Source organism: Tepidiforma bonchosmolovskayae (assembly GCF_008838325.1).
Classification (GTDB): domain Bacteria; phylum Chloroflexota; class Dehalococcoidia; order Tepidiformales; family Tepidiformaceae; genus Tepidiforma; species Tepidiforma bonchosmolovskayae.
This window is the reverse complement of record NZ_CP042829.1, coordinates 1,200,282-1,221,663: the sequence shown is the minus strand read 5'-3', so window position 1 is coordinate 1,221,663 and position 21,382 is coordinate 1,200,282. Positions and strand designations below refer to the sequence as shown.

The following is a 21,382-nucleotide window of genomic DNA, read 5'->3' as shown; positions in this document are numbered from 1 at the left end:
CTCCCTAGGTGATCCTCCCGTGCGGCCGTCGAATTTACGCAAACGATGATGAACACAGTGTTACGGGCGCGGGCAGCGCCAGCGACAGGAGGCTCCCAGGTATGCAGCTGCGTGTTGTGCGGCCACGGTTCATCCGGGTTCCCCGGGTCATCACCAATCTCCGCCTGGTGCACAAGATCCTCGGCGGATTCGTTGTCGTCCTCGTCCTGATGGCGATTGTCGCCGCGATGGGCATCTACCAGCTCGACCGGGCGGCGAGCCGCGCCGACGAGATGTACCGGAAGAACACCCTCGGCGTGCAGCACTCGGCGATGGCGATCCGCTACTTCAACGCCAGCGCACGCGACGAGAAGAAGGCGCTCCTCGCGGCCGAGTCCGGCCAGCGCACCCGCGCAGTCGAATCCTCGAAGGAGGGGCTCCAGAAGGCCCAGCAGGAGCTCGAGAACTACCGCGCGACCATCAACTCGAAGGACGAAGCCGACCTCTTCGTGATGATCGAAGAGCTCGCCCAGCGGGTCGTCGCCGGGCGCACCTCCGTCCTCGACCAGGCAGCGAAGGGCGACCAGGTCGGCGCCGTCATCACCGCATCGCAGATCGAATCCGATGCGCAGCGGCTGAACGACAACCTCGACCTCCTCGCCCGCTACAACGCCGAGCAGGCAGCGAAAGCCGCGAAGCAGATGGACGCGGCCGCCGCCGATGCCCGGATACTGCTCATCGGGCTCACGGTAGTCGCCATCATCCTCGGCTTCGGCGGGGCCTGGGTGCTCGCCCGCTCGATCGCCGGCGCCGCCCGCAAGGCCGCCGACGCCGCCGACCGGATCGCGCAGGGCGACGTCGAGGTTGCGGTCGATATCCAGTCGAAGGACGAACTCGGGCGGATGGCCCGCTCGTTCGAGAACATGACGGCCTACCTGCGCGAGATGGTCGGCGTCGCGAAGGAGGTCGCCGACGGCAACCTCGATGTGCGGGTGCAGCCGCGCGGGCCGCAGGATGCCCTCGGCCGCGCCCTGCGCGAAATGGTGGAAAGCCTGTCCGCGCTGGTCGGCACGGTGCAGGAGAACGCCCAGGCGATCTTCGCGGCCTCGGCCCAGCTCGAGGAATCGTCGAACCAGATGGCCGCCGCCACGGGCCAGATCGCCCAGGCGATCAACGAGGTGACGACCTCGACGGTCACCCTGAACACCCTCGCCCAGGACAGCACCCACGAGGTGACCCAGCTCGCCGCCGGCTCGCAGCAGCTCAGCGCCAGCGCACAGTCGAGCGCCGAGTCGGCCGCTGCCGGCCAGCGCGAGGCCGAGGCGATGGGCCAGCGGATCAGCCACGCCTCCGAAGTTTCGCTCGATGTGGCGAAGGCCGCCGAGGAGACGCGCGAGGCCGCCCTCCAGGGCAAGCAGGCCGTCGGCCAGGCCGTGGCAGCGATGGAGTCGATCGCCGCTGCCGTCGGCCGCGCCTCGGAGCGGGTGGACGAGCTCGGCCGGCTCGGCCAGCAGATCGGCGACATCGTGAAGGTGATCGACGAGATCGCCAGCCAGACGAACCTGCTCGCCCTCAACGCCGCGATCGAGGCCGCCCGCGCCGGCGAGCAGGGCCGCGGCTTCGCCGTCGTCGCTGAGAACGTCCGCGGCCTCGCCGAGCGCTCCAAGGCGAGCACCCGCGAAATCGCCGACCTCATCGCGCGGGTGCAGGCCGGAACCCGCGAGGCCGTGGCCGCCATGGCTGAGGGCGTCCGCGATGTCACCAGCGGCCGGGAGATCACCCAGCACGCCGGGCAGTCGCTCGAGGCGATCATCGGCGCCGTGCAGTCGGCCGCCGACCGGATGAAGGAGGTGGCCGCCGAGGTGCAGGAGCTCGCCCGGGGCGCGGGCCGCATCGTCGAAGCGACGGAGGCGATCGCCCAGGTGAGCCGCGATTCGGCCGCCGGCGCCGCCGAGATGGCCTCCGGCACCGAGCGGGTCGCGATGGTCATCTCCCAGGTCTCGGTGACCTCCGAGCAGACCTCCGCCTCGGCCGAGCAGGTCTCGGCCTCCACTGAAGAGCTCTCCGCGCAGTCGGAGGAGCTGGCGGCAACCGCGAGCCAGATGCGCGAGTTCGCGAAGGCGCTCGCCGAGGCTGCCAGCCGGTTCCGCCTCGCCCAGGGCTGAGCCCCCGGACCGGGCACCGGGTGCTCCAGGGGGAGCGGCTGCGGCCGCTCCCCCATTTGTTTGCGTTGGCGAACCCGGCCCGCGCCCCCGCTACAGGTGGAGCGGCGGGCTCTTACAGGCCTTCTTCAGGCCGACGTACATGCCCCCGCGCACCAGCGCCCGGAGCTGCCGCTGCCGCGCCGGGAGCGCCACGCTCCTGTCCCGCAGGCAGAAGTCGACCAGCGGCCGAACGGCCGCATCCCACGAGAGCTCGGCGGCGACGCGCCCAAGGTTCTCGCGGCACCGCTCCCGGAAGGGCTCGTCATCAAGCAGCCGCTCGATTCCCGCAGCGACGGCCTCCACGTCGCGCTCCGCCACGGTGAGGCCGAGCGGCTCGCGCTCCACCCGCTCGGCCAGCACATCGCCGCGGGTGCAGAGGAGCGGCACCCGCGCCCGGAAGAGGTCGACGTACCGCGTGCGGAAGGCGAAGCGGGCCTCGAGATTTTCGTAGCCGAGGCAGACGCTGGCGTCGGCTTCCGCGAGGTAGCTGTCGATTTCGGCGTAGGGCACCCAGCCTTCGAGGAAGAACACCGTCCTGCCGCGCAGCCCCAGCTCCTCCGCCAGTTCGATCGTCTGCCGCGTGACCCCGGCGTTCGGCCCGAAGGCGAAATCGGGGTGGTTCACGCCCATGAAGACGAGCTTCACCTCCGGCCGGCGCGCGGCGAGCAGGGCCATCGCGCGGAGAAGCGTCCCGGTGTCGTTCCACTCGGTGATGCCGCCGTTCCAGAGCAGCACCCGGTCGCCCGGCTCGATGCCGGGCACCACCCCCTTGAGCACCGGCCCCTTCGGGCGCAGCGGCTGCGACGGCACCCCGTAGGGCACCACGTCGATGTACTGCCGGAGCGAGGGGTCGCGCGCGTAGACCGAGGGCGGTACGAGGTCGAGCGCCATCATCATGCCGATCCAGAGGTCCCGCTGGCGGTCGTCGGCGCAGAAGATGAAGTCCGCCATCGTGAGCTGCATGTTCAGGTACCAGCGGTTCGAGGCCATCCACGTCCGCCGCCACTTCGGCAGGATGTCCCGCTCCGAGAGCTCCATCCACTCGATGAAGAGCGGCGTGAACCCATCGAGCGCGAGCCGGGTCTTGCCCATCAGCCGGATGAACTGCGGCGGGAAGTTCCGCGAAATCGCCACGTCGTGCTGGCCTGCGAGGAAGACGGCGTCGGCGTTCGTGGCGTAGGGCTGGATGCGGACCGTCCGGCCCGGCGGGGCGACCTCCCCGCGGTCGCCGGGGATGGCGAGGGTAATCTCCGCCTCCGGCAGGGCCCGGCTGAGCGCCCCCGCAAGCTGGTAGGCCCGCACGCCCGGCGAGGCCATCCGCGGCCCGACCGCTGCCCGCGAAAGGACGAGGATCTTCACTTCACGCTCCCCCCGCCGGCGAAGCGCGCCAGCCGCTCCTGCCGGAGCCGCTCTTTCTTCTCCGCTGCCTCGAGCCGCTCCGAGCGCTGTTTCAGCTTCCGGTCGAAGAAGTTGAAGACGGCGCGCCGCGCGGTGTAGGCGGTCAGCCGCTGAGCCAGCCCGGGCAGCCGCTCCCACTTCGGCGAGACCGGCTCGCCGGTTTCCATGCAGAAGCGGATGAGCGGCTTCATCGTTGCGCTCCACTGGAGGCGCGGCCGGGCGGCGGCGAGGTTCGCCCTGCAGCGGGTATAGAACTCGCGGTCGTCGAGCAGCTTCGCGATGGCCTGCGCGAGCGCCGGCGCATCCCCTTCGGGCACGACGAGCCCCCAGCCCTCCTGCGCCACCTCCTCAGCCAGCACGTCGCCGTGGGTGCAGATGAACGGCAGCTCGCCCCAGATCAGGTCGACGAACCGGGTGCGATGGCTGTAGCGGGTCTCCATGTTGTCGAAGTAGGTGCAGACCGAGATATCGGCCTCGAGCACGTACTGCTTCGCCTCCTCGTGGGAGACCCAGCCCTCCTCGAAGAAGATGGTCCGGTTCAGCTGGCCGTTGCGGGCGGCGATCGCCTTCGCATCCTGGAAGCGGACGCCCTTGCCGAGTTCGCGGATGCCCGGGTAGGAGGCGCCGAGGAAGAGCAGCTTCACGTCGTCGCGGTTCAACAGTCGGAGCGCTTCGATGAGCGTCGCCGGGTCGTACCACTGGATGATGCCGCCGTTCCAGAGGATGATCCGGTCGTGCTCGCCGAAGCCGGGCCGCACCCCGCGGAGCACCCGCTCCCCCGGGATGGGCGGCTCGGGCCGGATGCCGTGCGGCGCGGAGTCGATGTAGCGGCGCAGGGTGGGGTCGGCCTCGTAGACCCGCGGCGAGATCAGCCCGAGCGAGGTCATCATCCCGATGTAGCTGTCGCGCTGGCGTTCGTTGCAGGTGAGGATGAAGTCGGCGAGCGTCAGCTGCATCCCGAGCACGGCCCGCGTGCGCTCGGCCCAGGCGTCGCGGTGGCGCCCCTCGTAGTGCTGCATTCCCACCTCCATCCACTCCATCGCGTACTGCGAAAAGAGGTCCACCACGTACCGCTTCCACGGGTAGAAGATGGCGATATGCGGCGGCAGCATCGAGCTGATGACCACGTCGTGCGCCGCCGTGAGCTGGAGGAGGTTGCGGGCGCTCCAGCGGGTCACCCGGTAGGCCCCGTCGGCCGGCTGCTCGTAGTCCTCGTTCGGCCCGGCGAGCGTGACCCGCGCGCCCGGCACGTGCTCGGCCAGGACGCGGGCCTGGGCCGTGGCGCGGATGCCCGGCGCGGACATGTGGCTGCCGAGGTACCCCCGGGCGAGGATGAGGATGCGCGGCCCCATGGGGGGCGATGGTACGGCCCGCCGCGGGCACGCGGAAGCTGCAGGGGGACGGCCGCGGCCCCCGTTGACTGCAGCTTCGAACGCCCTAGGCTACATCCGACGTGTTACGAGCAATCGACGAGCTGATCGGCGGCCACGGCCGCCGCTTCGTTGTCCGGCGTTTCGTGCAGCCGGCCCAGCGGTTCGCCGCCATCGAAGCCTCGGGCGGCATCGTCCTCCTCATCGGCGCCATCATCGCCCTCATTTGGGTGAACTCGCCCTGGGACCACAGCTACTACAGCCTCTGGGAGACGGAGCTCGCCCTCGACCTCCACCTGTTCAAAATCGAGCAGCACCTCGGGCACGCCGTCAACGACGGCCTGATGGTGCTCTTCTTCTTCGTCGTCGGCCTCGAAATCAAGCGTGAGCTGGTCTCCGGGGAACTCTCGAGCCCGCGGCGCGCCATCCTCCCCGTGGCGGCAGCCCTCGGCGGCATGCTCGGCCCGGCCCTCATCTACACCGCCTTCAACGCCGGCAGGGAGACGTCGCACGGCTGGGGCATCCCGATGGCGACCGACATCGCCTTCGCCGTCGGTGTCCTCACCCTCCTCGGCAAGCGGGTGCCGACACCGCTCAAGGTCTTCCTCCTCGCCCTTGCCGTCGCCGACGACCTCGGCGGCATCATCGTCATCGCCGTCTTCTACACCGAATCCCTCTCGCTTGAGGCGATTGGCTGGGCACTGCTCGTCCTGCTCATCATCCTCGTCATCAACCGCGGGGGTGTGCGCGCCATCGGGCCGTACGTCTTCCTCGGCGTGCTCTTCTGGGCCGCGATGCTGAAGTCCGGCATCCACGCCACGATCGCTGGCGTCATCCTCGCCATGCTCACGCCCTCGCGCCCCTACTACAGCAGCGCGGACTACGACGCGACGATGGAACGCCTCCAGGCCGAGTACGCCCTCGCCCGCGCCGACGGCGACCACGACCGGATGCAGGAGGCCCTCGCCCAGATGGAGGACCTCGTGAGCGGGATGGAGAGCCCGCTCGACCGGCTGGAGCACCGGCTCGCCCCCTGGACGGCCTACCTCATCGTTCCCATCTTCTCCCTGGCGAACGCGGGCGTGGCCGTCTCCGGCGAGATGCTCCGGACGGCGTTCTCGAGCCCGGTCACCCTCGGGGTGGCCTTCGGCCTCGTCTTCGGCAAGCCGATCGGCATCTTCCTCACGAGCTGGATTTGCGTCCGGCTCGGGCTTGCCCAGCTCCCGGCCAATACGAACTTCCGCCAGGTCCTCGGCGCCGGCATGATCGGCGGCGTCGGCTTCACGGTTGCACTCTTCATCGCCGGCCTCAGCTTCGACAACCCGGCCCACCTCGACGAGGCGAAGATCGGCATTCTTGCCGCCTCGATCATGGCCGGGCTCCTCGGGTCGGCCTACCTCCTCCTGCTCCCTGCGCCGAAGAGCGCCGACGAAGGGCTCGAAACGGCCCGCTCGGCCGCGGCATCCCGCACCTGAGGCGCCTGGCCGCCCGGGGGTGACGGCCCCCGGTTGGCGCTGCCGCACGGCCCTGCCAGCGTGGCGGCATGCGCACCCTTCCGCCATCGCTCCTCGCCCACCAGTCCGGCGCCCGCCGCCGGCCGGCGCTCCGCGTCATCCTTTCCCGGCGGCGCGCCGCCATCGCCCTCCTCGCCTTCGGACCGCCCATTGCCATGCCCGGCACAGAGGCGCCCCACGCCCTGGCTCTCTCCGCGGCCGGCACGCCCCTCCAGGCCGTGAACGACGGCGGCGCCCTCCGGGTCCGGCGCGCCTGGGGCGCGTGGTCGGCGCCGCTCGCCGCGCTGCCCGCTGGCGCGCCGGTCGCCCTCGCGGCTGTCCCCGGGGAAGCCGTCATCGCCTTCGCCGACGGCGCGGCGCTGCGCACGCTCAGCTCGTTCGATGACGGCCTCACCTGGTCGGCGCCCGTCACCCGCGTGACCGAAAGCGGCGCCATCGGTGCGCTCGCCCTCGCCGGCCGCCAGTCGAACGGCAACCTCTGCGCCTTTTACACCGTCGGCACGGCCCCGCCGGTGAAGCGGCTCCGCCGGACGGCCGGCACCTGGGCCGCTTCCGGCACCGCCTGGACCGCCTCCGCGGCCTGGAGCACGATTACTGGCCTCGCCGCGGTCCACATCCCGAACGACTACCACCTCATCGTGACCGGCACCGCGCCCGGTTCCGGCGACGCCCTCGCCGCTGCCCACGTGATGGGCGACGGCACCCTGCCCGCCAACGCCTGGTTCGGCCCCGCGGTCATCGCCCGCGCCGACGCCCTCGGCGGCGTTGCCTTCGACCGGCCCGGCGCGGCCGCCGCTAACCTCCCGGTTGCCGCCTTCCGCGAGGTGCGGACCGGGCCGGTGGCGGAGACCCGCGTCATGGTCGCCCAGGCGGTGACCGCGGCGCTGGCGCCCTGGTCGGAGCCTGTGCCGCTGGCCGGCGGGGCGCCGTTCGGCCTCGCCCTCGCCGCCGACGCCGCGCAGCTGGTCGCTGCCTCGCCGACCTCCCGCAGGGCAGCCCCGCTCGGCGATCTGCTCGACGTCTCTGACCGGCTGCGCGCCCTCCGCTGGACGCTCGGCCCGGCGGCCTCGGCCGGGGAGCTCGACCTCGACGACCGCGATGGCCGTGCCGGGGCGGAGCCGCTCCTCGGGCCGGGCGCAGGTGTGGAAGTCAGCTTCGGCTACCGCTCCGGCCCCGGCGGCGCGCCCGAGTACGGCCTCGTCCTCCGCGGGACGGTTGCCCGCGCCGTCCGCCGCCGCGCGGGCGGCGTGCAGTCGGTCCGCCTCGGGGTGGACGGCCCCTGGGAGCGGCTCGCGGCCTACCGCGCCCCGGCGAGCTGGGCCGCGCCGGCCGGCGCCACCCGCGGCGAGGCGGTCGCCTGGCTGGCGGCACGCGCCGGGCTGCCCGTCACGGCCGCGGCCGACCTCCCGCCCTCCGGTGCCTGGACGACCGAAACGGCCGCCTTCGTCATCCAGGCCGGCGAACCGGCGCTCGCGGCCGCGCTCCGCCTGCTCGAACCGACGTCCGACGCCTTCCGCGCGGAATCCGGCCTCGAAATCTGCGGCCTCTCCCCCGGCGACCCGCCGGCGGCGCTCCTCGGCGAGGGCGGCCACCCCCTCCTCGCGTTCGAACCGGCGGCCCGGGCGCTCCCCGCCTGGGTCCGGGTCCAGGGCGACGGCCGCGTCGCCGAGGCGTACCGCGGCGCCGACCTCCTCCGCGACGGCCCCGCGCTCATCCTCCGCCGCGAACTCGGAGCGGCGAGCGATCCGCTGGCCGCCGCCTTCGCGGAGCGGCTGCTCGCCCGGCTGCGCCGCGGCCCGGTCCTCGCGCGGGCGCGCATCCCGTTCCACGCCGGGCTGCAGCTGTACGACGTCGTGACCTGCGCCCACCCGCTCGCCGGCCCGGCGCCCGCAGCGTACCGCGTCCTCGGCATCGACATCAGCTACCGCGCCGGGCTCGCGTTCGAGAGCCGGCTCGCGCTCGGGGAGGCGGGGTGATGGCCCTCCGCCGCGGCCGCCTGCTCGCCTTCGATGCCGCCACCTGGACGGCCGCCCTCCGCCTCGACGGCTCGCCGACCGCGCTCGTGGCCGGGGTCGCCGTGAGCCGCGCCCTCCCCGCCGCCGAGCTGACGCCCGGCCGGCGCGTCCTCGTCGAAACCGGCGACCACCATCACCCGGCCGATGCCGTGGTCATCGCCGCCTGGTAGCGCGCTCACGGCTCAGTACTGCGCCTCGAGCGCCTCGTCGTCGGATTCGAACGTGTAGACCACCAGCTCGCCGTTGTCCCACCGCTCGCCGTTCTCTTCGACGCCCGGGGGCACCTGCTCCTGCGGGTCGAACAGCAGCCCGACGACCTGCTCGTCGCTCGCGACGCGGTGGTCGGCATCGAGGGCCGCCTCCACGTGGACGAGGGGGATCTCCTCATCGGGGAGGACGAGGAACTCCTCCGGCGGGTCCTCGTTGGTGAAGACGGGACCGATCCGCTCGCCCTCCGGGTCCCGGTAGATGCCCTCCACGAGGTAGGGCGCGCCGGTGTGGGCGAGCGGCTCGGTGAACGCGCACCGGTAGGCGATGCGGCGGTGGCGGCGATTGCCGGTGAGGGCCCCGGGGGGCGGTTCGACGCTGGCCATACAGGGGAGGCTCCTGTCGAGGTGGTTGTACCGGGAGCCTGCGGCAGCACCGCCGGGCGCGCAACGGCCGCGCGGGCCCCGGCCCGGGGTCCGCCCGGCCGAAGCGGGGCTCAGGCCCGCTTGAGGAGCTCCGCCTCGAGCTTTCGAGCGAGCAGGAGGAGGAAGCCGATGAGCCAGCCCAGGAGCGTTCCGCTCAGGACCGTGAGGCCCGCGATGGCGAGCCGCGCCGCCAAATTGGCGAAGAGCGAGGCATCGTCACCCGCGGGGGCGGTGAACCAGCCGTCGCCGCCAAAGAGCCTGTCGATGCCGTCCATGCCGGTGAGAAGGAGGACGTAGGCGAAAAAGACGGCAGTCCCAAACCGGGCCAGTTGCCCTGGCGTCGGGGGCAGAGGCGTGAGCCATCGGCGGAGGTCCCACATCCAACTCTCTCCGTCAAAACCACCGCACGCGGACGGCCGGCGTGCAGTTGCCCCACGCGTCGACCAGGGCGTTCACGTGGACACTGAACAGCGGAACACCGAACGATTTTTGGCCATACTTCATCGTCGCTCTCCCGTTGCCCCAGGAGTATTGCCAGCCGGGACTCCCAGTATAGCGGGCCGCTTCCCCCTTACGGGCTCTTCCCGATTTTTGGCCGGAAATCCCTCGCGAGCGGCCGCCCGCGTGCCGATACCCACGTCGGAGCCCCCGCGGCTCCGCTACGCTTCGGACAGGAGCCCGCGCCGCCATGCCGCCCTCCCCGCTCGAGCGCATCATGCAGTCCGAACGGCTGCCCACCATCCCCGCGGTGGCGGTCCGCGTCATCGAGCTGGTCCAGCGCCCCGACGTCTCCCTCGACGAACTCGGCGCCATGATCGAGCGCGACCCCGCGCTCGCCGCCCGCGTCCTCCGCATGGCCAACTCCGGCTTCTACGGCCGCCCGCGCTCCATCTCCCGCGTGCGCGATGCCGTCCTCATCCTCGGCCTGCGCACCGTCAAGACGCTCGCCCTCGGTTTCACCCTCGTCACCGACCTGCGTGCCCGCCAGGGCGCCGGCTTCGACCACACCTGGCTCTGGCAGCGGAGCCTCTACGCCGGCGTCGTCGCGCGCGGCGTCGCCGTCCGCGCCGGTCTCCGCACCGCAGACGAGGCGTTCCTCGGCGGCCTCTTCCACCTCCTCGGCGTCATCGCGCTCGAATCCGCCCTCGGCGATGACTACCGCGCTCTCGCCAGCGAGGCCGGGCGCGACGTCGACCTCCTCCGCGCCCGCGAGTTCGAACGGTTCGGCGTCGACCACAGCCGCGTCGGGGCGAGCCTTGCCGAGCGCTGGAACCTGCCGGCTGCCCTCGTCGATGCCATCCGCCACGCCGCCGACCCCGACGCGGCCCCGCTCGAAACGGCCCAGCTCGTGATGTGTGTCCACGCCGGCTGCGCCGGGGCCGATGTCATCCTCGGCGAGCACCCCGGCGAACGGCTCGGCCAGCTCCGGACCGCCTGCCAGCGGCTCGGCCTGCCGCCCGAGGCCGCCGAGGAGCTGGTTGCCGACGGGCTCGCCAGCGGGGCCGCCCTCGGCGCCACCCTCGATATCCCGTCCAGCAGCCTCGAACCCGAGGAGGTGCTCGCCCGCGCCAACGAAGCGCTCCTTCGCCTGACCATCGAGTCGGAGCGCGAAAACGCCGCCCTCCAGGCCGAGCGCGAGCAGCTCATCCAGCAGGCCTCCACCGACGTCCTCACCGGCGTGGCGAACCGCCGCCACTTCCACGAATTCCTCGAAGAGCACTTCCGCCTCGCCGCCCGCTACGGCACCCCGCTCAGCCTCTTCCTCGTCGACCTCGACCACTTCAAGCAGCTCAACGACACCTACGGCCACCTCGTCGGCGACGAAGTGCTCCGCGGCGTGGCCCAGCGGATGCGCGCCCACCTCCGCGATGCTGACCTCCTCGCCCGCTTCGGCGGCGAGGAGTTCGTCGTCGTCCTCCCGTCGACGCCGCTCGAGGGCGCCGTCCAAAGCGCCGAGCGCGTCCGCGCGGCCCTCGCCGCCCGGCCGATCGAGGCCGCAGGCCAGGAGATCCCCGTCACCGCCTCCTTCGGCGTCTCGGCCTACCGCGCCGATGCCCTGATGACGCCCGAGTGGCTGATCAAAGAGGCCGACCTCGCCCTCTACGAGGCGAAGCGCGCCGGCCGCAACTGCGTGCGCGCCGCCGGCGATGAAGTGTCATCCCGGTTTTGACCAGGAAAATTCAGGGAATTCCCCGAGCTGCGCTGGCGAGAATCACGCTACGCTACGCAGTGCGCTGGCGGAGGGCGCGCTGTCATGACCGACGAGCATCCCGGCAACGCCGGGCTCGATGCGCTGTTCGCGCTCGACCTCTTCCCGGACGGCCTCTTCCAGGCCGACCTGCAGGGCGCATGCACCCGCGTCAACCGTCGGTGGTGCGCGCTCACCGGGCAGACCCCTCAGCAGGCGCTCGGCTACGGACACCTCGATGCCGTCCACCCCGAGGACCGGCCGCGCGTCATCGAGGCGAGCCGCCAGGCGATAGCAGCCGACCGCCCCCTGCGCGTGGAGTACCGGGTCGTTCGCCCCGGCGGCGAAGTCGCCTGGGTGCTCGTCCAGGCGGTCGCCCTGGAGGACGCCGCCGGCCAGCGCGTGGGCTACATCGGCACGGTTACCGACATCACCGGCCGGGTCGCAGCCGAAGCCGCCCTCCGCGAGAGCGAGGAGCGCTTCCGCCGCCTCATCGAAGGGAACCCCGAGGCCATCGCCATCCACCAGCGGGGCGTGGTGGTCTACGCCAACCCGGCAGCCCTGCGCCTGATGCACGCCCGCGACGCCTCCGACCTCGTCGGGCACCCGGTGCTGGAGTTCGTCCACCCGGCGTACCACGACCTCGTCCGCGAGCGGATGCGCCGTCTCGCCGCCGGCGAAGCGGTCGGGGTGGCCGAAGAGGAGTTCATCTGCTGCGACGGCGCCGTCATCCGCGTCGAAACCGTCGCCGGTCCGACCGTCTACGGTGGCGAGCCCGCGGTCCAGCTCTGGGTGCGCGATGTCACCGAGCAGCGGAAGGTCGAGGCGCTCTACCGTGTCGTGGTCGAATCGGTCCGCGACGCCATGTGGATCGCCGAGCGCGACGACGCCGGCGAGTGGCGCCTCGCCTTCGTGAACGGCGCCTACTGCCGCGGGGCCGGCGTCGAGCCGGCCGACGTCCTCGGGAAAACCTCGGCCGAGCTGGCCGCTGCCGGCTACCTGACGCCCGAAGGCGCCCGCCAGCGGGAGGAGCACTACCGGCAGGCCGCCGCCAGCGGCAGGCCGGTGGAGTACGAATTCGCCGGCACCTGGGCCGGCCGCCCGTTCGATGTCGGGACAACGCTCACCCCGGTCCCGGGGCCCGACGGCGTCGTCCGCCGGATCGTCGGCTGGTCGCGCGACCTCAGCCGGCGGCGCGAACAGGAGCGCCGCCTCGCCGAATCGGAGGCGAACTACCGCGCCGTTGTCGAAGGCACGAGCGACGCCATCTGGGTCGCCGAGAAGGAGGGCGAGGGCCTCTACCGGATCAGCCTCGCCAACCAGCGCACCGCCGAGATGCTGCAGCGCCCGCTCGGCGAGCTGGTCGGCCGCCGCATCGACGAGATCCTCCCGCCCGCAGCCGCGGAGCGCGCCATCGAGCGGTACCGCCAGGCCGAGGCCGCCGGTGGCCCGATCGAGTACGAGAACGTCATCGAGCGGCCCGGCTACCGGCTGGAGGTGGTCACCCACCTGACCCCCATCTTCGACGAAGCCGGCCGCTGCGTGCGCATCATCGGCTCGGCCCGCGACGCCGCCGAGCGGCGGAAGGCCGAGCTGGCGCTGCTCCAGGCCCAGAAGCTCGAGAGCCTCGGCGTGCTCGCGGGCGGCATCGCCCACGACTTCAATAACCTCCTGACGACCATCCTCGGCAACCTCTACCTCGTCCGCACGGAGCTCCCGGCCGACAGCCCCCTCCGCGCCTACCTCGACGACGCCTCGCTCGCCGGCCAGCGGGGGGCCGACCTCGTCCGGAAGCTCCTCTCGTTCAGCCGGCCGGGCATCGCCGCCCGGGAGCGGGTCTCCCTCGGCCGCCTCTTCGACGAGACCGCGGCCCTCGTGCGCCGCACCCTCACGCCCGCCATCCAGCTTGTCGTCCGCTCCGAGCCCGGCGACGACACGGTCATCGGCGAGTTCAGCAGCCTGCAGCAGGTGCTCCTCAACCTGCTCCTCAACGCCCGCGACGCCATGCCCGAAGGCGGCGTCATCCGCATTACGCGCACCGCCCGCCGCATCGGCGAAGACCCGCTCTGGGCGCGGCGGGGTGTCCTGCCCGGTCTCTACCACGAGGTTGCCGTCGCTGATACCGGCACCGGCATCCCGCGCGAGATCCTCGGCAGGATCTTTGACCCCTTCTTCACGACGAAAGGGATCGGCAAGGGGACCGGCCTCGGCCTCTCGACCTCGCTCAGCATCGTCCGGGCCCACGGCGGCTGGCTCGACGCCGAGAGCGAGGAAGGCCGCGGCAGCACCTTCCGCATCCTCCTTCCCGTGGCGCCCCCCGAGGGCACGGACGGCGCAGCGGCCGGCGGCTAACCGCCCTGGATGCTGACGAGGAACTCGACCCGGTCGCCGTCACGGAGGCCGGTCGTCATCGATGCCTGCGCGTCGTTCACGATGACCATCACCGCCTCGGCGTCAACCTCCGAAAAGCCTTCGCCGGTGAAGATTGCGAGCGGAGTCAGCCCCTCGCGCCACTCGACCGTCGTCTCGGGCTGCTTCGAATGGGTGCGCTTCACCAGCGTCGGGAACCATTTCACGCGGATGCTCATGCCGCCTAGCCTACGCCCCTGCCCGAAAACGGGGGAGTGTGAGGGGCCGCATCGCCGCCCGGGCTGCCGCCCCAGAGCGCAGGGAGCGGCCCCGCCGGCACCCGCACCCGCAGCGCGCCGGGCTCGACCCGGAAGGTCATCGGCGTCGCGCCGACGGTGTCACCGTCGAGCTGCACCGGCAGCCCCGGGGTCTCGACCGCGACCTCCGCGTACCGCCCGGTGACCACGTGCCGGCCCTCGCGCCGGCCCGCCAGCACGCGGACGGCCATCGCCAGCGTTTCGCCAGGGCCGTGCGGGCAGAAGGCGACCATATCGAGCCGGCCGTCGTCGACCCGCGCCCCGGGCGTCAGGTGGACCCGGCCGCCGTACAGCCGCGTGTTCCCCAGGACCATCCAGGCGAGCGGCTCGCGGAAGGCGCGGCCGTCGGCCCGCCAGCGCGCCGGGTGGGTCCGCAGCGCCGGCAGGTGGACGAGCGCGTTCAGGATGTAGGCGATGTCGCCCGCTGCGCGCTTCAGCCGCGGGTTCACCCCGGCGGCGATCTCGGCATCCCAGCCGATGCCGGCCATCAGCAGGAAGGCGTGCCCGTCGGCCCGGCCGAGGTCCATTGCCGCCGTCTGCCCGGCCAGGTGGGCGTCAATTGCGGCCGGCACCTCCCGGGGGATGCCCGCCTCGCGCGCCCAGATGTTCACCGTGCCGGCCGGGATGGCGGCCAGCGCGGTCGCGCTCCCGGCGAGCCCTTCGGCCGCCAGCCGGAGCGTGCCGTCGCCGCCGACCACGAAGCAGAGGTCGTCGCCGCGCCCGGCCGCAGCCCGCGCCGCCGCGATCGCCTCCCCGGGCGAGCCGGGCACCTCCAGCCGGACCGCCACGCCGCGCGTCTCGAGCTGCCCGACCGCCCGCGCAGCATCAAACCGCCGCGCGACCCCGCGGGCCGCGGGGTTCACGAGTATCGTGGCGGTGCGGACCTCGGTCATGGGGAGGGATGCCCGGGGCGGGCAGCCCCGAGAGTATACCGCCGGGCGCCTGCCGCGCGGCATCGGCCGCGGCCCCGGCTCACCCGAGCGGGTTCCGCCCGATGACCAGCTCCTCCACCTCGCGCCCGCCGACCAGGTGCTCGGCCGCCACCCGCTCCAGGTTCTCCGGCGTCAGGCACGCGTACCAGGTCCCCTCGGGGTAGACCACGCCCGTCGGCCCCGCCGCGCAGATGCGCAGGCAGCCGACCTTTGTCCGGTAGAGCTTCGGCGCGCCGGGCGTGCGGTTCACCTTCGCCGCCAGCGACTTCAGCCGTTCCCATGCGCGCTGCCCTTCCTCGGGCGTGCAGCAATCCGGCCCGGTGCAGAGGAAGATGTGGCGCTCGTAGCTCCCGATCTCGCGCTGCTGCGCCGCCTCGCGGGCCGCAGCGAGCCGTGCCTCGTGTTCGTTCATCGCCCCCGATCGTAGGCGCTCCTCATCGAACGAGACAGCACCGCCGAATCGGCGCCGCCCGCCGCTCAGTCGACCAGGATGCCGGGGTTGAGCAGCCCCTGCGGGTCGAGCGCCGCCTTCACCGCGCGCAGCGCCTCGGCGAAGAGCGGCGGCCGCTGCTGGCGGTACCAGGGCATGTGGTCGCGCCCCACGGCGTGGTGGTGCGTGATGGTCCCGCCCCCGGCGATGACGGCGTCGCTCGCGGCCTGTTTGATGGCAGCCCAGGTCTCCAGCTCGCCGCCCGGTTTGCCGAGCACCTGGAACGTGTAGTACGGCGCCGGCCCGTCCGGGTAGACGTGCGTGAACCGGCAGGTCAGGCTCCCGCCGCCCGCGGCCGCGATCGCTGCGCCCACCTTTTCGCGCACGAGCCGGTCGAACTCGGGCCAGCGGTCCCACGTAATCGCGGTTTCGAAGGTATCGCCCACGACGCCGGTGCCGGCCGTCAGGTTCCGCTGGTACGGCGCCCGGATGAACGCATTCCGCCAGGCGCCGACGGCGCCCTGCCGCCCGACCTCGCCGTCGTCCTTCCCGTCGGAGACGCGGATGCCGGCGGCATCGACCTCCCCGCCGCACTCCCGCATGATGCGCACCGCCTCCTGCAGGAACGGCCCCTGCGGCACCTCCGCCGATTCGAAGGCGAGGATGAGCAGCGCGTGCAGGCCGTCGCCGCCCGCCGCGGCCTCGGCTTCGGCGGGGTCGAGCAGCCGGCAGTTCGCAGGCCAGAGCTTCGCCTGGACGACCCGCCGGGCGGCTTCGTACCCGGCTTCCCAGGTGGCGAACAGCATGCCCGCCGAGGCGCGGAACCGCGGCCGGGCCTGCAGCCGCATCCACGCCTCGGTGATGATGCCGAGCGTGCCCTCGCTGCCGATGACCAGCCGGTCGGGGGTCGGCCCGGCACCCGAGCCGGGCAGCCGCCGCGACTCCCACGGGCCCCGCGGCGTGATCATCCGCACCGATTCGACGAAGTCGTCGATGTGGGTATGGTTGGTGGCGTAGTGCCCGCCCGAGCGGGTCGCAATCCAGCCGCCGAGGCTCGACCACTCGAAGCTCTGGGGGAAGTGCCGCAGCGTCAGCCCGTGGGGGCGGAGCTGCTCCTCCAGCGCCGGGCCGAGGACGCCGGCCTGGATGCGCGCCGCCCGCGACACCGGGTCCACCTCCAGCACGCGGTTCAGCTCCCGCAGGTCGATGCTCACCACCGGCCGGTCGCCGGCCGGCGGTTCGACGCCGCCCACCACCGACGAGCCGCCGCCGTAGGGGACCGCGGCCGCGTTCGCCTCCGCGCACCACTCGAGCACGGCCGCGACCTCCGCCTCGCTCCGGGGGAAAGCGACCACGTCGGGCGGGTTCGGGAATTCGCACCGGAACGCCCGGACGATGTCGCGGAAGCTCTTGCCGTAGTGGTGGGCGGCCCGCTCGTGCGTGTCGGTCGTGCAGATGGCGGCCAGCGCCGCCGGCGGGGCGATGCGCGGCGGCCGGAGCTGCACCTGCTCGATACGGGGCACCGGCGGCGCCTCGACCGGCACCCCGTACCGCGCCGAGAGCCGGGCTGCGGCCTGCTGCCGCTGCTCGTTGGTCGGTTCCTCTGCTTCGAGCCCCCAGGCCCAGAAGCTCCGGCGTCCAGTCATACGTCACCTCCGCGCTGCACCGCGGATGATAGCCCCCCGGGAGGGAGGAGGGAGCCCCGCCCGGCCCCGGTTCCGCCCCCAGGGAGGAGGGAGCCCCGCACCTCCCTTCCTCCCCACCGAGGGAGGAGGGAGGAGTTGGAAGGTTGGAGCCCGGAGCTTGGAGCTTGAAGCTTGGAGCTTGAAGCTTGGAGGTTGGAGCTTGACAGGACGAACGCACCCGCCACACCCGCTCCCCGTTCCCTGCTCCCCGCTCCCCGTTCCCTGCTCCCCGCTCCCCGTTCCCTGCTCCCCGCTCCCCGTTCCCCGCTCCCCGCTCCCCGCTCCCCGCTCCCCGCTCCCTCTGCTACCCTCGCCCTGTCCCCATGCTCTTTTGCGAGTCCGTCTCCAAAGCCTTCGGAGGCCGCGAAATCCTCCGTGACGTCTCCTTCGTCGTCAGCGAGGGCGAGCGCGTCGGCCTCGTCGGCCCGAACGGCGCCGGCAAGTCAACCATCCTCCGCCTCATCGCCGGCCTCGAAGCGCCCGATGCCGGCCGCGCCGGCTACCGCGGGGGCGACCTCGGCTACCTCCGCCAGGAAGCCGGCCTCGACGACGGCAACACCCTCCTCCAGGAGCTCTGGCGCGCCTTCCCCGAAGCCGCCGCCATCGAACGCGAACTCGCCCGCGTCGCCGCCGCCATCGAAGCCGGCGAGGGCGACCTCGATGCCCTCGTCGACGAGCAGGCCCGCCTCTTCGAACAGTTCGACGCCCTCGACGGCTACCGCATCGAAGCCCGCATCGGCCGCGTCCTCGACGGCCTCGGCTTCGAACCCGCCGACTGGCAGAAGCGCTGCGGCGAGTTCTCCGGCGGCTGGCAGATGCGCATCGCCCTCGCGAAAGTCCTCGTCCGCCGCCCGGAGAACGTCCTCCTCGATGAGCCGACCAACCACCTCGATGCCCGCGCCCGCGACTGGCTCGCCGAAGAGCTCAAGGAGTGGAACGCCGCCATCCTCGTCGTCACCCACGACGCCGAGTTTCTCGACCGCTTCGCCACGCGCATCCTCGACCTCCGCGACCGCACCATCGAGAGCTACACCGGCAACTACACCGCCTTCCAGAAGCAGAAGGCGGCCCGCCTCCAGGCGCTCGACCAGGCCGCCGCCCGGCAGGAGCGGGAGATCGCCCGCCAGGAGCGGTTCATCGAGCGGTTCCGGGCAAAGGCCACGAAGGCGGCCCAGGTGCAATCACGCGAAAAGCAGCTCGCCCGCATCGAGCGGATCGAGCGCCCGAAGAAGGATGCCGAGGTCCACTTCGAAATCGCCGCCCACGGCCGCACCGAGCGCGATGTTCTCGTCTTCAGGCACGTGAGCCACGCCTACGGCGACCACATCGTCCTCGTCGATGTGAACCTCCACATCGAGCGGGGCCAGAAGGTCGCGCTCGTGGGGCCGAACGGCAGCGGGAAGAGCACCCTGCTGAAGATTGCCGCCGGGCTCATCCGCCCGACCGAAGGGGTCGTCGAATGGGCCGAGCGCGCCCGCTTCGGCTACTACGACCAGCACCAGGACGAGGCCCTCGCCATGGACCGCACCGTGCTCGCAGAGGTCCGCTCCGTCGCGCCGCACGAGCCGGAGGTGCGCCTGCGGACCGTGCTCGGCCAGTTCCTCTTCAAGGGCGACGACGTCTTCAAGCCGATTGCGGTGCTCTCCGGCGGCGAACGGAGCCGGGTGGCGCTGGCGAAGTTCCTCCTCCAGCCCACGAACGTGCTCCTCCTCGACGAGCCGACGAACCACCTCGACCGGACGACCCGGCGGAAGCTGCTCGAGGCGCTCCAGGCGTATGACGGCACCATCCTCTGCGCCAGCCACGACCCGGGCATCGTCGAAGGGGTCGCCACCCGCGTGTACGAAGTGAAGGACCTCGGCGTGCGCGAGCTCCTCCACCTGCGGAAGGGCTAGCCAGCCGCCTCCACCCGCACCCGCCCCGCCCGCAGCCGGCCCCGGCCGCCCAGCTCCCGCAGCAGCTGCCGGAAGGCCGTCTCCCGCTCGCGCGCCAGCGAGGCGTAGCCAGCCGCCGTTCCCGGGTTCAGCGTCAGCTGCTCCAGCGTGCCGCTCGCCGCCTCCGCCGCCGCAAACGCCGTCGCCCCCAGCACCGCCACGTCCTCCAGCGCAGCCGGCAGCGTGCACCCGCTGGCGTCGGCCTCGTGCACCAGCCGGCACCAGAGCCGCGCCGGCGAGCCGTCCGGCAGCGGCCCGTCTTCCAGGCGGAGCACCGCGCCGTATACCGTGATCTGCCGGAAAGCCGGCGGCTCGCTGCCCGACGGGTACTCCGCCCGGTCAACGCCGATCAGCCCGGCGATGCCCGAGAGGTCCAGCTCCCGGCTCCCCGGCGATGTCGCCAGCGTCACCCGCTCCTCCCGCGGGGCCGCCCGCGAGAGTTCGGCAATGGCCCGGCGCAGGTGCCGTTCGAGCGCGGCGTCGCTCCACCGGTCGCCGTCGGGGTCCTGCAGGTCGATGCGCATGCGCGCGCGGAGGTCAGCAATCGTCGTCATGCCGCCACAGTGGACGGGCGCGCCCGCAGCTCCAACCGGTGCCTGTCACGTCACTCGCGCCCTGCAGCCCCCGGTGCGACACTCGGGGCATCCCTCCACTGCGAGCTGCGCGCCCATGCACCCCTGGCACGATATCGCCGTCGACCCCGACCGGATCGAAACCGAACTCCCCGTCGTCATCGAAATTCCTGCCGGCAGCAAGAACAAGTACGAGCTCGAAAAGAAGAGCGGCATCCTCAAGCTCGACCGCGTGCTCTCCAGCTCGGTCCGCTACCCGGCGAACTACGGCTTCATCCCCCGCAGCTTCTGCGACGACGGCGACCCGCTCGATGTCCTCGTCCTTGGGCAGGAGCCGGTCGTCCCCCTGACCCTCGTCTACGTCCGTCCCGTCGGCGTCATGCACATGCGGGACGGCGGCAAGGCCGACGAAAAGATCCTCGGCGTCCACGCCCACGACCCCGCCTTCAGCCACGTCCGCAAGCTCGAAGACCTGCCGCCGCACCTCGTCGCCGAGATCCAGCGGTTCTTCATCGACTACAAGGTGCTCGAAGAGAAGGAAGTGGTGGTCGACCCCTTCGAAGGCCGCGAACGCGCCATCGAGGTGATCCGCACCGCCCTCAGCGACTACTGGAAGATGCGCGCCAACGAGCGCTGACCCCGGCCCGGCGGCTCAGCCGATTGCCGTGTACGCCAGCCCGCAGGCGATGCCCCCGAGCACAAGCCACGCCGTGTTCAGCCGCGTCCCGATGGCAAGCACCAGCGCCGCCGCGAACAGCACCGACGTGAACCAGCCGTCGAGCACCTCGCCAGCGAGGGTGACCCCCACGAACAGGATGAGCGCCCAGGCCGCCGCGTTCACCCCGTCGAGGAAGGCGTTGCCGGGCTGCCAGGAGCGCAGCCGCGGAACGAGCGGTGCGGCCGCCATCACCAGCAGGAACGACGGCAGGAAGATCCCGGCCGAGGCCGCCAGCGCCCCCGGCAGCCCGTCCATCACGTAGCCCGCGAAGGCTGCCGAGCTGAAGAGCGGGCCCGGCGTCACCTGCCCGGCCGCGATGGCATCCAGCAGCTGCCGCTCGGTCAGCCAGCCGCGCCCTTCGACGAACTCGGCCCGCATGAACGACACGAGCACATACCCGCTGCCGTAGAGCACCGCGCCGATCTTCAGGAAGCCGAGGAAGATGCCGGCCGTGGTCGCGCCCGCCGCGCCGGCCGCAGCGGAAACAGCCGCCGGGCCCGCCGGCGCGAGCGGCAGCCACGCACGCTGGCGGTCACTCCGGCCGCGGCGTGGACGCGGCAGCGCCCACGGGTGCTGGCCCGCCCGCGGCAGCTCCGGCAGCGACCGCCGGCTCGACCGGGCCAGCAGCCGGATGAACCACCAGAGCAGCGCCGTGAACACCCCGGCGCCCAGCACGAGCACGACTTCGCTGACGCCGGCCAGCGCCAGGAGCAGCACGCCGACGACGACCCCGAACGACTCCAGCCCGCGGAAGGCCGCGCCCGTCAGCCCCCAGGCGGCCTGCAGGATGATCGCCAGCACCACCGGCTGCGCCCCCAGCAGCACCCCTTCGCCCGCCGGCGTCGAACCGTAGCGCACATACGCCCAGGCGAGCACGGTCACGATGACGACCGCCGGCAGCAGAAAGAGCAGCCCCCCGGCCCACAGCCCGGCCAGCCCCGCCCGCCGGTAGCCGAGGTGCATCGTCATCTCCGTTGAATTCGGGCCGGGGATGAGGTTCGTCACCCCGAGCATGTCGAGGAACTCCCGGTCGCTCAGCCAGCGCCGTTCGTCCACCAGCTCGCGCCGCATGATGGCGACGTGCGCCGCCGGCCCGCCGAAGGCGATGCACCCCAGGCGAAGGAAATAGCGCGCCACCTCGCCGA

At 72.4% G+C, this 21,382-nt stretch carries 18 protein-coding genes; 8 read left to right on the top strand and 10 right to left on the bottom strand.

Translation table 11 applies throughout. The features are described from left to right. The first annotated feature begins 101 nt into the window (after nt 1-101). A complete protein-coding gene (locus Tbon_RS06140) occupies nt 102-2,144 on the top strand; it encodes a methyl-accepting chemotaxis protein (protein ID WP_158066809.1) in 2,043 nt (680 codons plus the stop codon). 90 nt (nt 2,145-2,234) lie between these two features. Here Tbon_RS06140 and Tbon_RS06135 read toward each other — a convergent pair whose 3' ends face one another. Next, nucleotides 2,235-3,542: a glycosyltransferase family 4 protein gene (locus tag Tbon_RS06135; protein WP_158066808.1), complete on the bottom strand. Its 1,308-nt coding sequence runs from the start codon at nt 3,540-3,542 to the stop codon at nt 2,235-2,237. Further along, a complete protein-coding gene (locus tag Tbon_RS06130) occupies nt 3,539-4,933 on the bottom strand; it encodes a glycosyltransferase (protein WP_158066807.1) in 1,395 nt (464 codons plus the stop codon). The genes Tbon_RS06135 and Tbon_RS06130 overlap by 4 nt, the downstream gene beginning before the upstream one ends. A gap of 101 nt (nt 4,934-5,034) precedes the next feature. Between Tbon_RS06130 and nhaA the strand changes: the two genes are divergently transcribed. The 3 genes from nhaA (at nt 5,035) to Tbon_RS06115 (ending at nt 8,650) form a co-directional block, all read left to right on the top strand. Next, nucleotides 5,035-6,426, top strand: coding sequence for a Na+/H+ antiporter NhaA (gene nhaA / locus Tbon_RS06125; protein WP_225734720.1), 1,392 nt, complete (start codon nt 5,035-5,037; stop codon nt 6,424-6,426). 68 nt (nt 6,427-6,494) lie between these two features. Then, complete coding sequence (locus Tbon_RS06120; RefSeq protein WP_158066806.1) at nt 6,495-8,441, top strand: sialidase family protein; 1,947 nt, start codon at nt 6,495-6,497, stop codon at nt 8,439-8,441. Beyond that, on the top strand, nt 8,441-8,650 hold the full coding sequence (locus Tbon_RS06115; protein WP_158066805.1) for a hypothetical protein: 210 nt from the start codon (nt 8,441-8,443) through the stop codon (nt 8,648-8,650). The genes Tbon_RS06120 and Tbon_RS06115 overlap by 1 nt, the downstream gene beginning before the upstream one ends. 12 nt (nt 8,651-8,662) lie before the next feature. Here Tbon_RS06115 and Tbon_RS06110 read toward each other — a convergent pair whose 3' ends face one another. Both Tbon_RS06110 and Tbon_RS06105 read right to left on the bottom strand, forming a co-directional pair. After that, a complete protein-coding gene (locus Tbon_RS06110) occupies nt 8,663-9,073 on the bottom strand; it encodes a hypothetical protein (RefSeq protein WP_158066804.1) in 411 nt (136 codons plus the stop codon). Nucleotides 9,074-9,183: 110 nt separating this feature from the next. Continuing rightward, on the bottom strand, nt 9,184-9,492 hold the full coding sequence (locus Tbon_RS06105; protein WP_158066803.1) for a hypothetical protein: 309 nt from the start codon (nt 9,490-9,492) through the stop codon (nt 9,184-9,186). 308 nt (nt 9,493-9,800) lie between these two features. Between Tbon_RS06105 and Tbon_RS06100 the strand changes: the two genes are divergently transcribed. Together Tbon_RS06100 and Tbon_RS06095 are read left to right on the top strand one after the other, a co-directional pair. After that, nucleotides 9,801-11,282: a sensor domain-containing diguanylate cyclase gene (locus Tbon_RS06100; protein ID WP_158066802.1), complete on the top strand. Its 1,482-nt coding sequence runs from the start codon at nt 9,801-9,803 to the stop codon at nt 11,280-11,282. An 84-nt stretch (nt 11,283-11,366) separates the two neighbouring features. Further along, a complete protein-coding gene (locus tag Tbon_RS06095; protein ID WP_158066801.1) occupies nt 11,367-13,652 on the top strand; it encodes a PAS domain S-box protein in 2,286 nt (761 codons plus the stop codon). Here the strand turns inward: Tbon_RS06095 and Tbon_RS06090 are convergent. The 4 genes from Tbon_RS06090 to Tbon_RS06075 all read right to left on the bottom strand — a co-directional run bounded on the left by Tbon_RS06090 (nt 13,649) and on the right by Tbon_RS06075 (nt 16,974). After that, the gene (locus Tbon_RS06090; RefSeq protein ID WP_158066800.1) at nt 13,649-13,888 is read right to left on the bottom strand and encodes a MoaD/ThiS family protein; all 240 of its coding nucleotides are present in this window, start codon (nt 13,886-13,888) and stop codon (nt 13,649-13,651) included. The two genes, Tbon_RS06095 and Tbon_RS06090, sit on opposite strands and share 4 nt — an antisense overlap. 5 nt (nt 13,889-13,893) lie before the next feature. Next, a complete protein-coding gene (locus tag Tbon_RS06085) occupies nt 13,894-14,859 on the bottom strand; it encodes a diacylglycerol/lipid kinase family protein (RefSeq protein ID WP_192498197.1) in 966 nt (321 codons plus the stop codon). Nucleotides 14,860-14,938: 79 nt separating this feature from the next. Further along, nucleotides 14,939-15,310, bottom strand: a complete 372-nt coding sequence (locus tag Tbon_RS06080) for a (2Fe-2S) ferredoxin domain-containing protein (RefSeq protein ID WP_158066798.1) — start codon at nt 15,308-15,310, stop codon at nt 14,939-14,941. A gap of 65 nt (nt 15,311-15,375) precedes the next feature. Next, complete coding sequence (locus tag Tbon_RS06075) at nt 15,376-16,974, bottom strand: FAD-binding oxidoreductase (protein ID WP_158066797.1); 1,599 nt, start codon at nt 16,972-16,974, stop codon at nt 15,376-15,378. A 362-nt stretch (nt 16,975-17,336) separates the two neighbouring features. On the opposite strand from Tbon_RS06075, the gene Tbon_RS06070 reads away from it, so the two are divergent. Then, a complete protein-coding gene (locus Tbon_RS06070; protein ID WP_158066796.1) occupies nt 17,337-18,908 on the top strand; it encodes an ABC-F family ATP-binding cassette domain-containing protein in 1,572 nt (523 codons plus the stop codon). On the opposite strand, the gene Tbon_RS06065 is transcribed toward Tbon_RS06070, so the two are convergent. After that, nucleotides 18,905-19,501: a phage adaptor protein gene (locus Tbon_RS06065; protein WP_158066795.1), complete on the bottom strand. Its 597-nt coding sequence runs from the start codon at nt 19,499-19,501 to the stop codon at nt 18,905-18,907. The two genes, Tbon_RS06070 and Tbon_RS06065, sit on opposite strands and share 4 nt — an antisense overlap. A 115-nt stretch (nt 19,502-19,616) precedes the next feature. On the opposite strand from Tbon_RS06065, the gene Tbon_RS06060 reads away from it, so the two are divergent. Next, nucleotides 19,617-20,156 carry an inorganic diphosphatase gene (locus Tbon_RS06060; RefSeq protein WP_158066794.1) on the top strand — a complete coding sequence of 180 codons (540 nt, stop codon included), beginning with the start codon at nt 19,617-19,619 and terminating at the stop codon, nt 20,154-20,156. A 15-nt stretch (nt 20,157-20,171) separates the two neighbouring features. Here the strand turns inward: Tbon_RS06060 and chrA are convergent, their stop codons facing one another. Then, nucleotides 20,172-21,374: a chromate efflux transporter gene (gene chrA, locus Tbon_RS06055; protein ID WP_225734719.1), complete on the bottom strand. Its 1,203-nt coding sequence runs from the start codon at nt 21,372-21,374 to the stop codon at nt 20,172-20,174. Between the last annotated feature and the right edge of the window lie 8 nt (nt 21,375-21,382).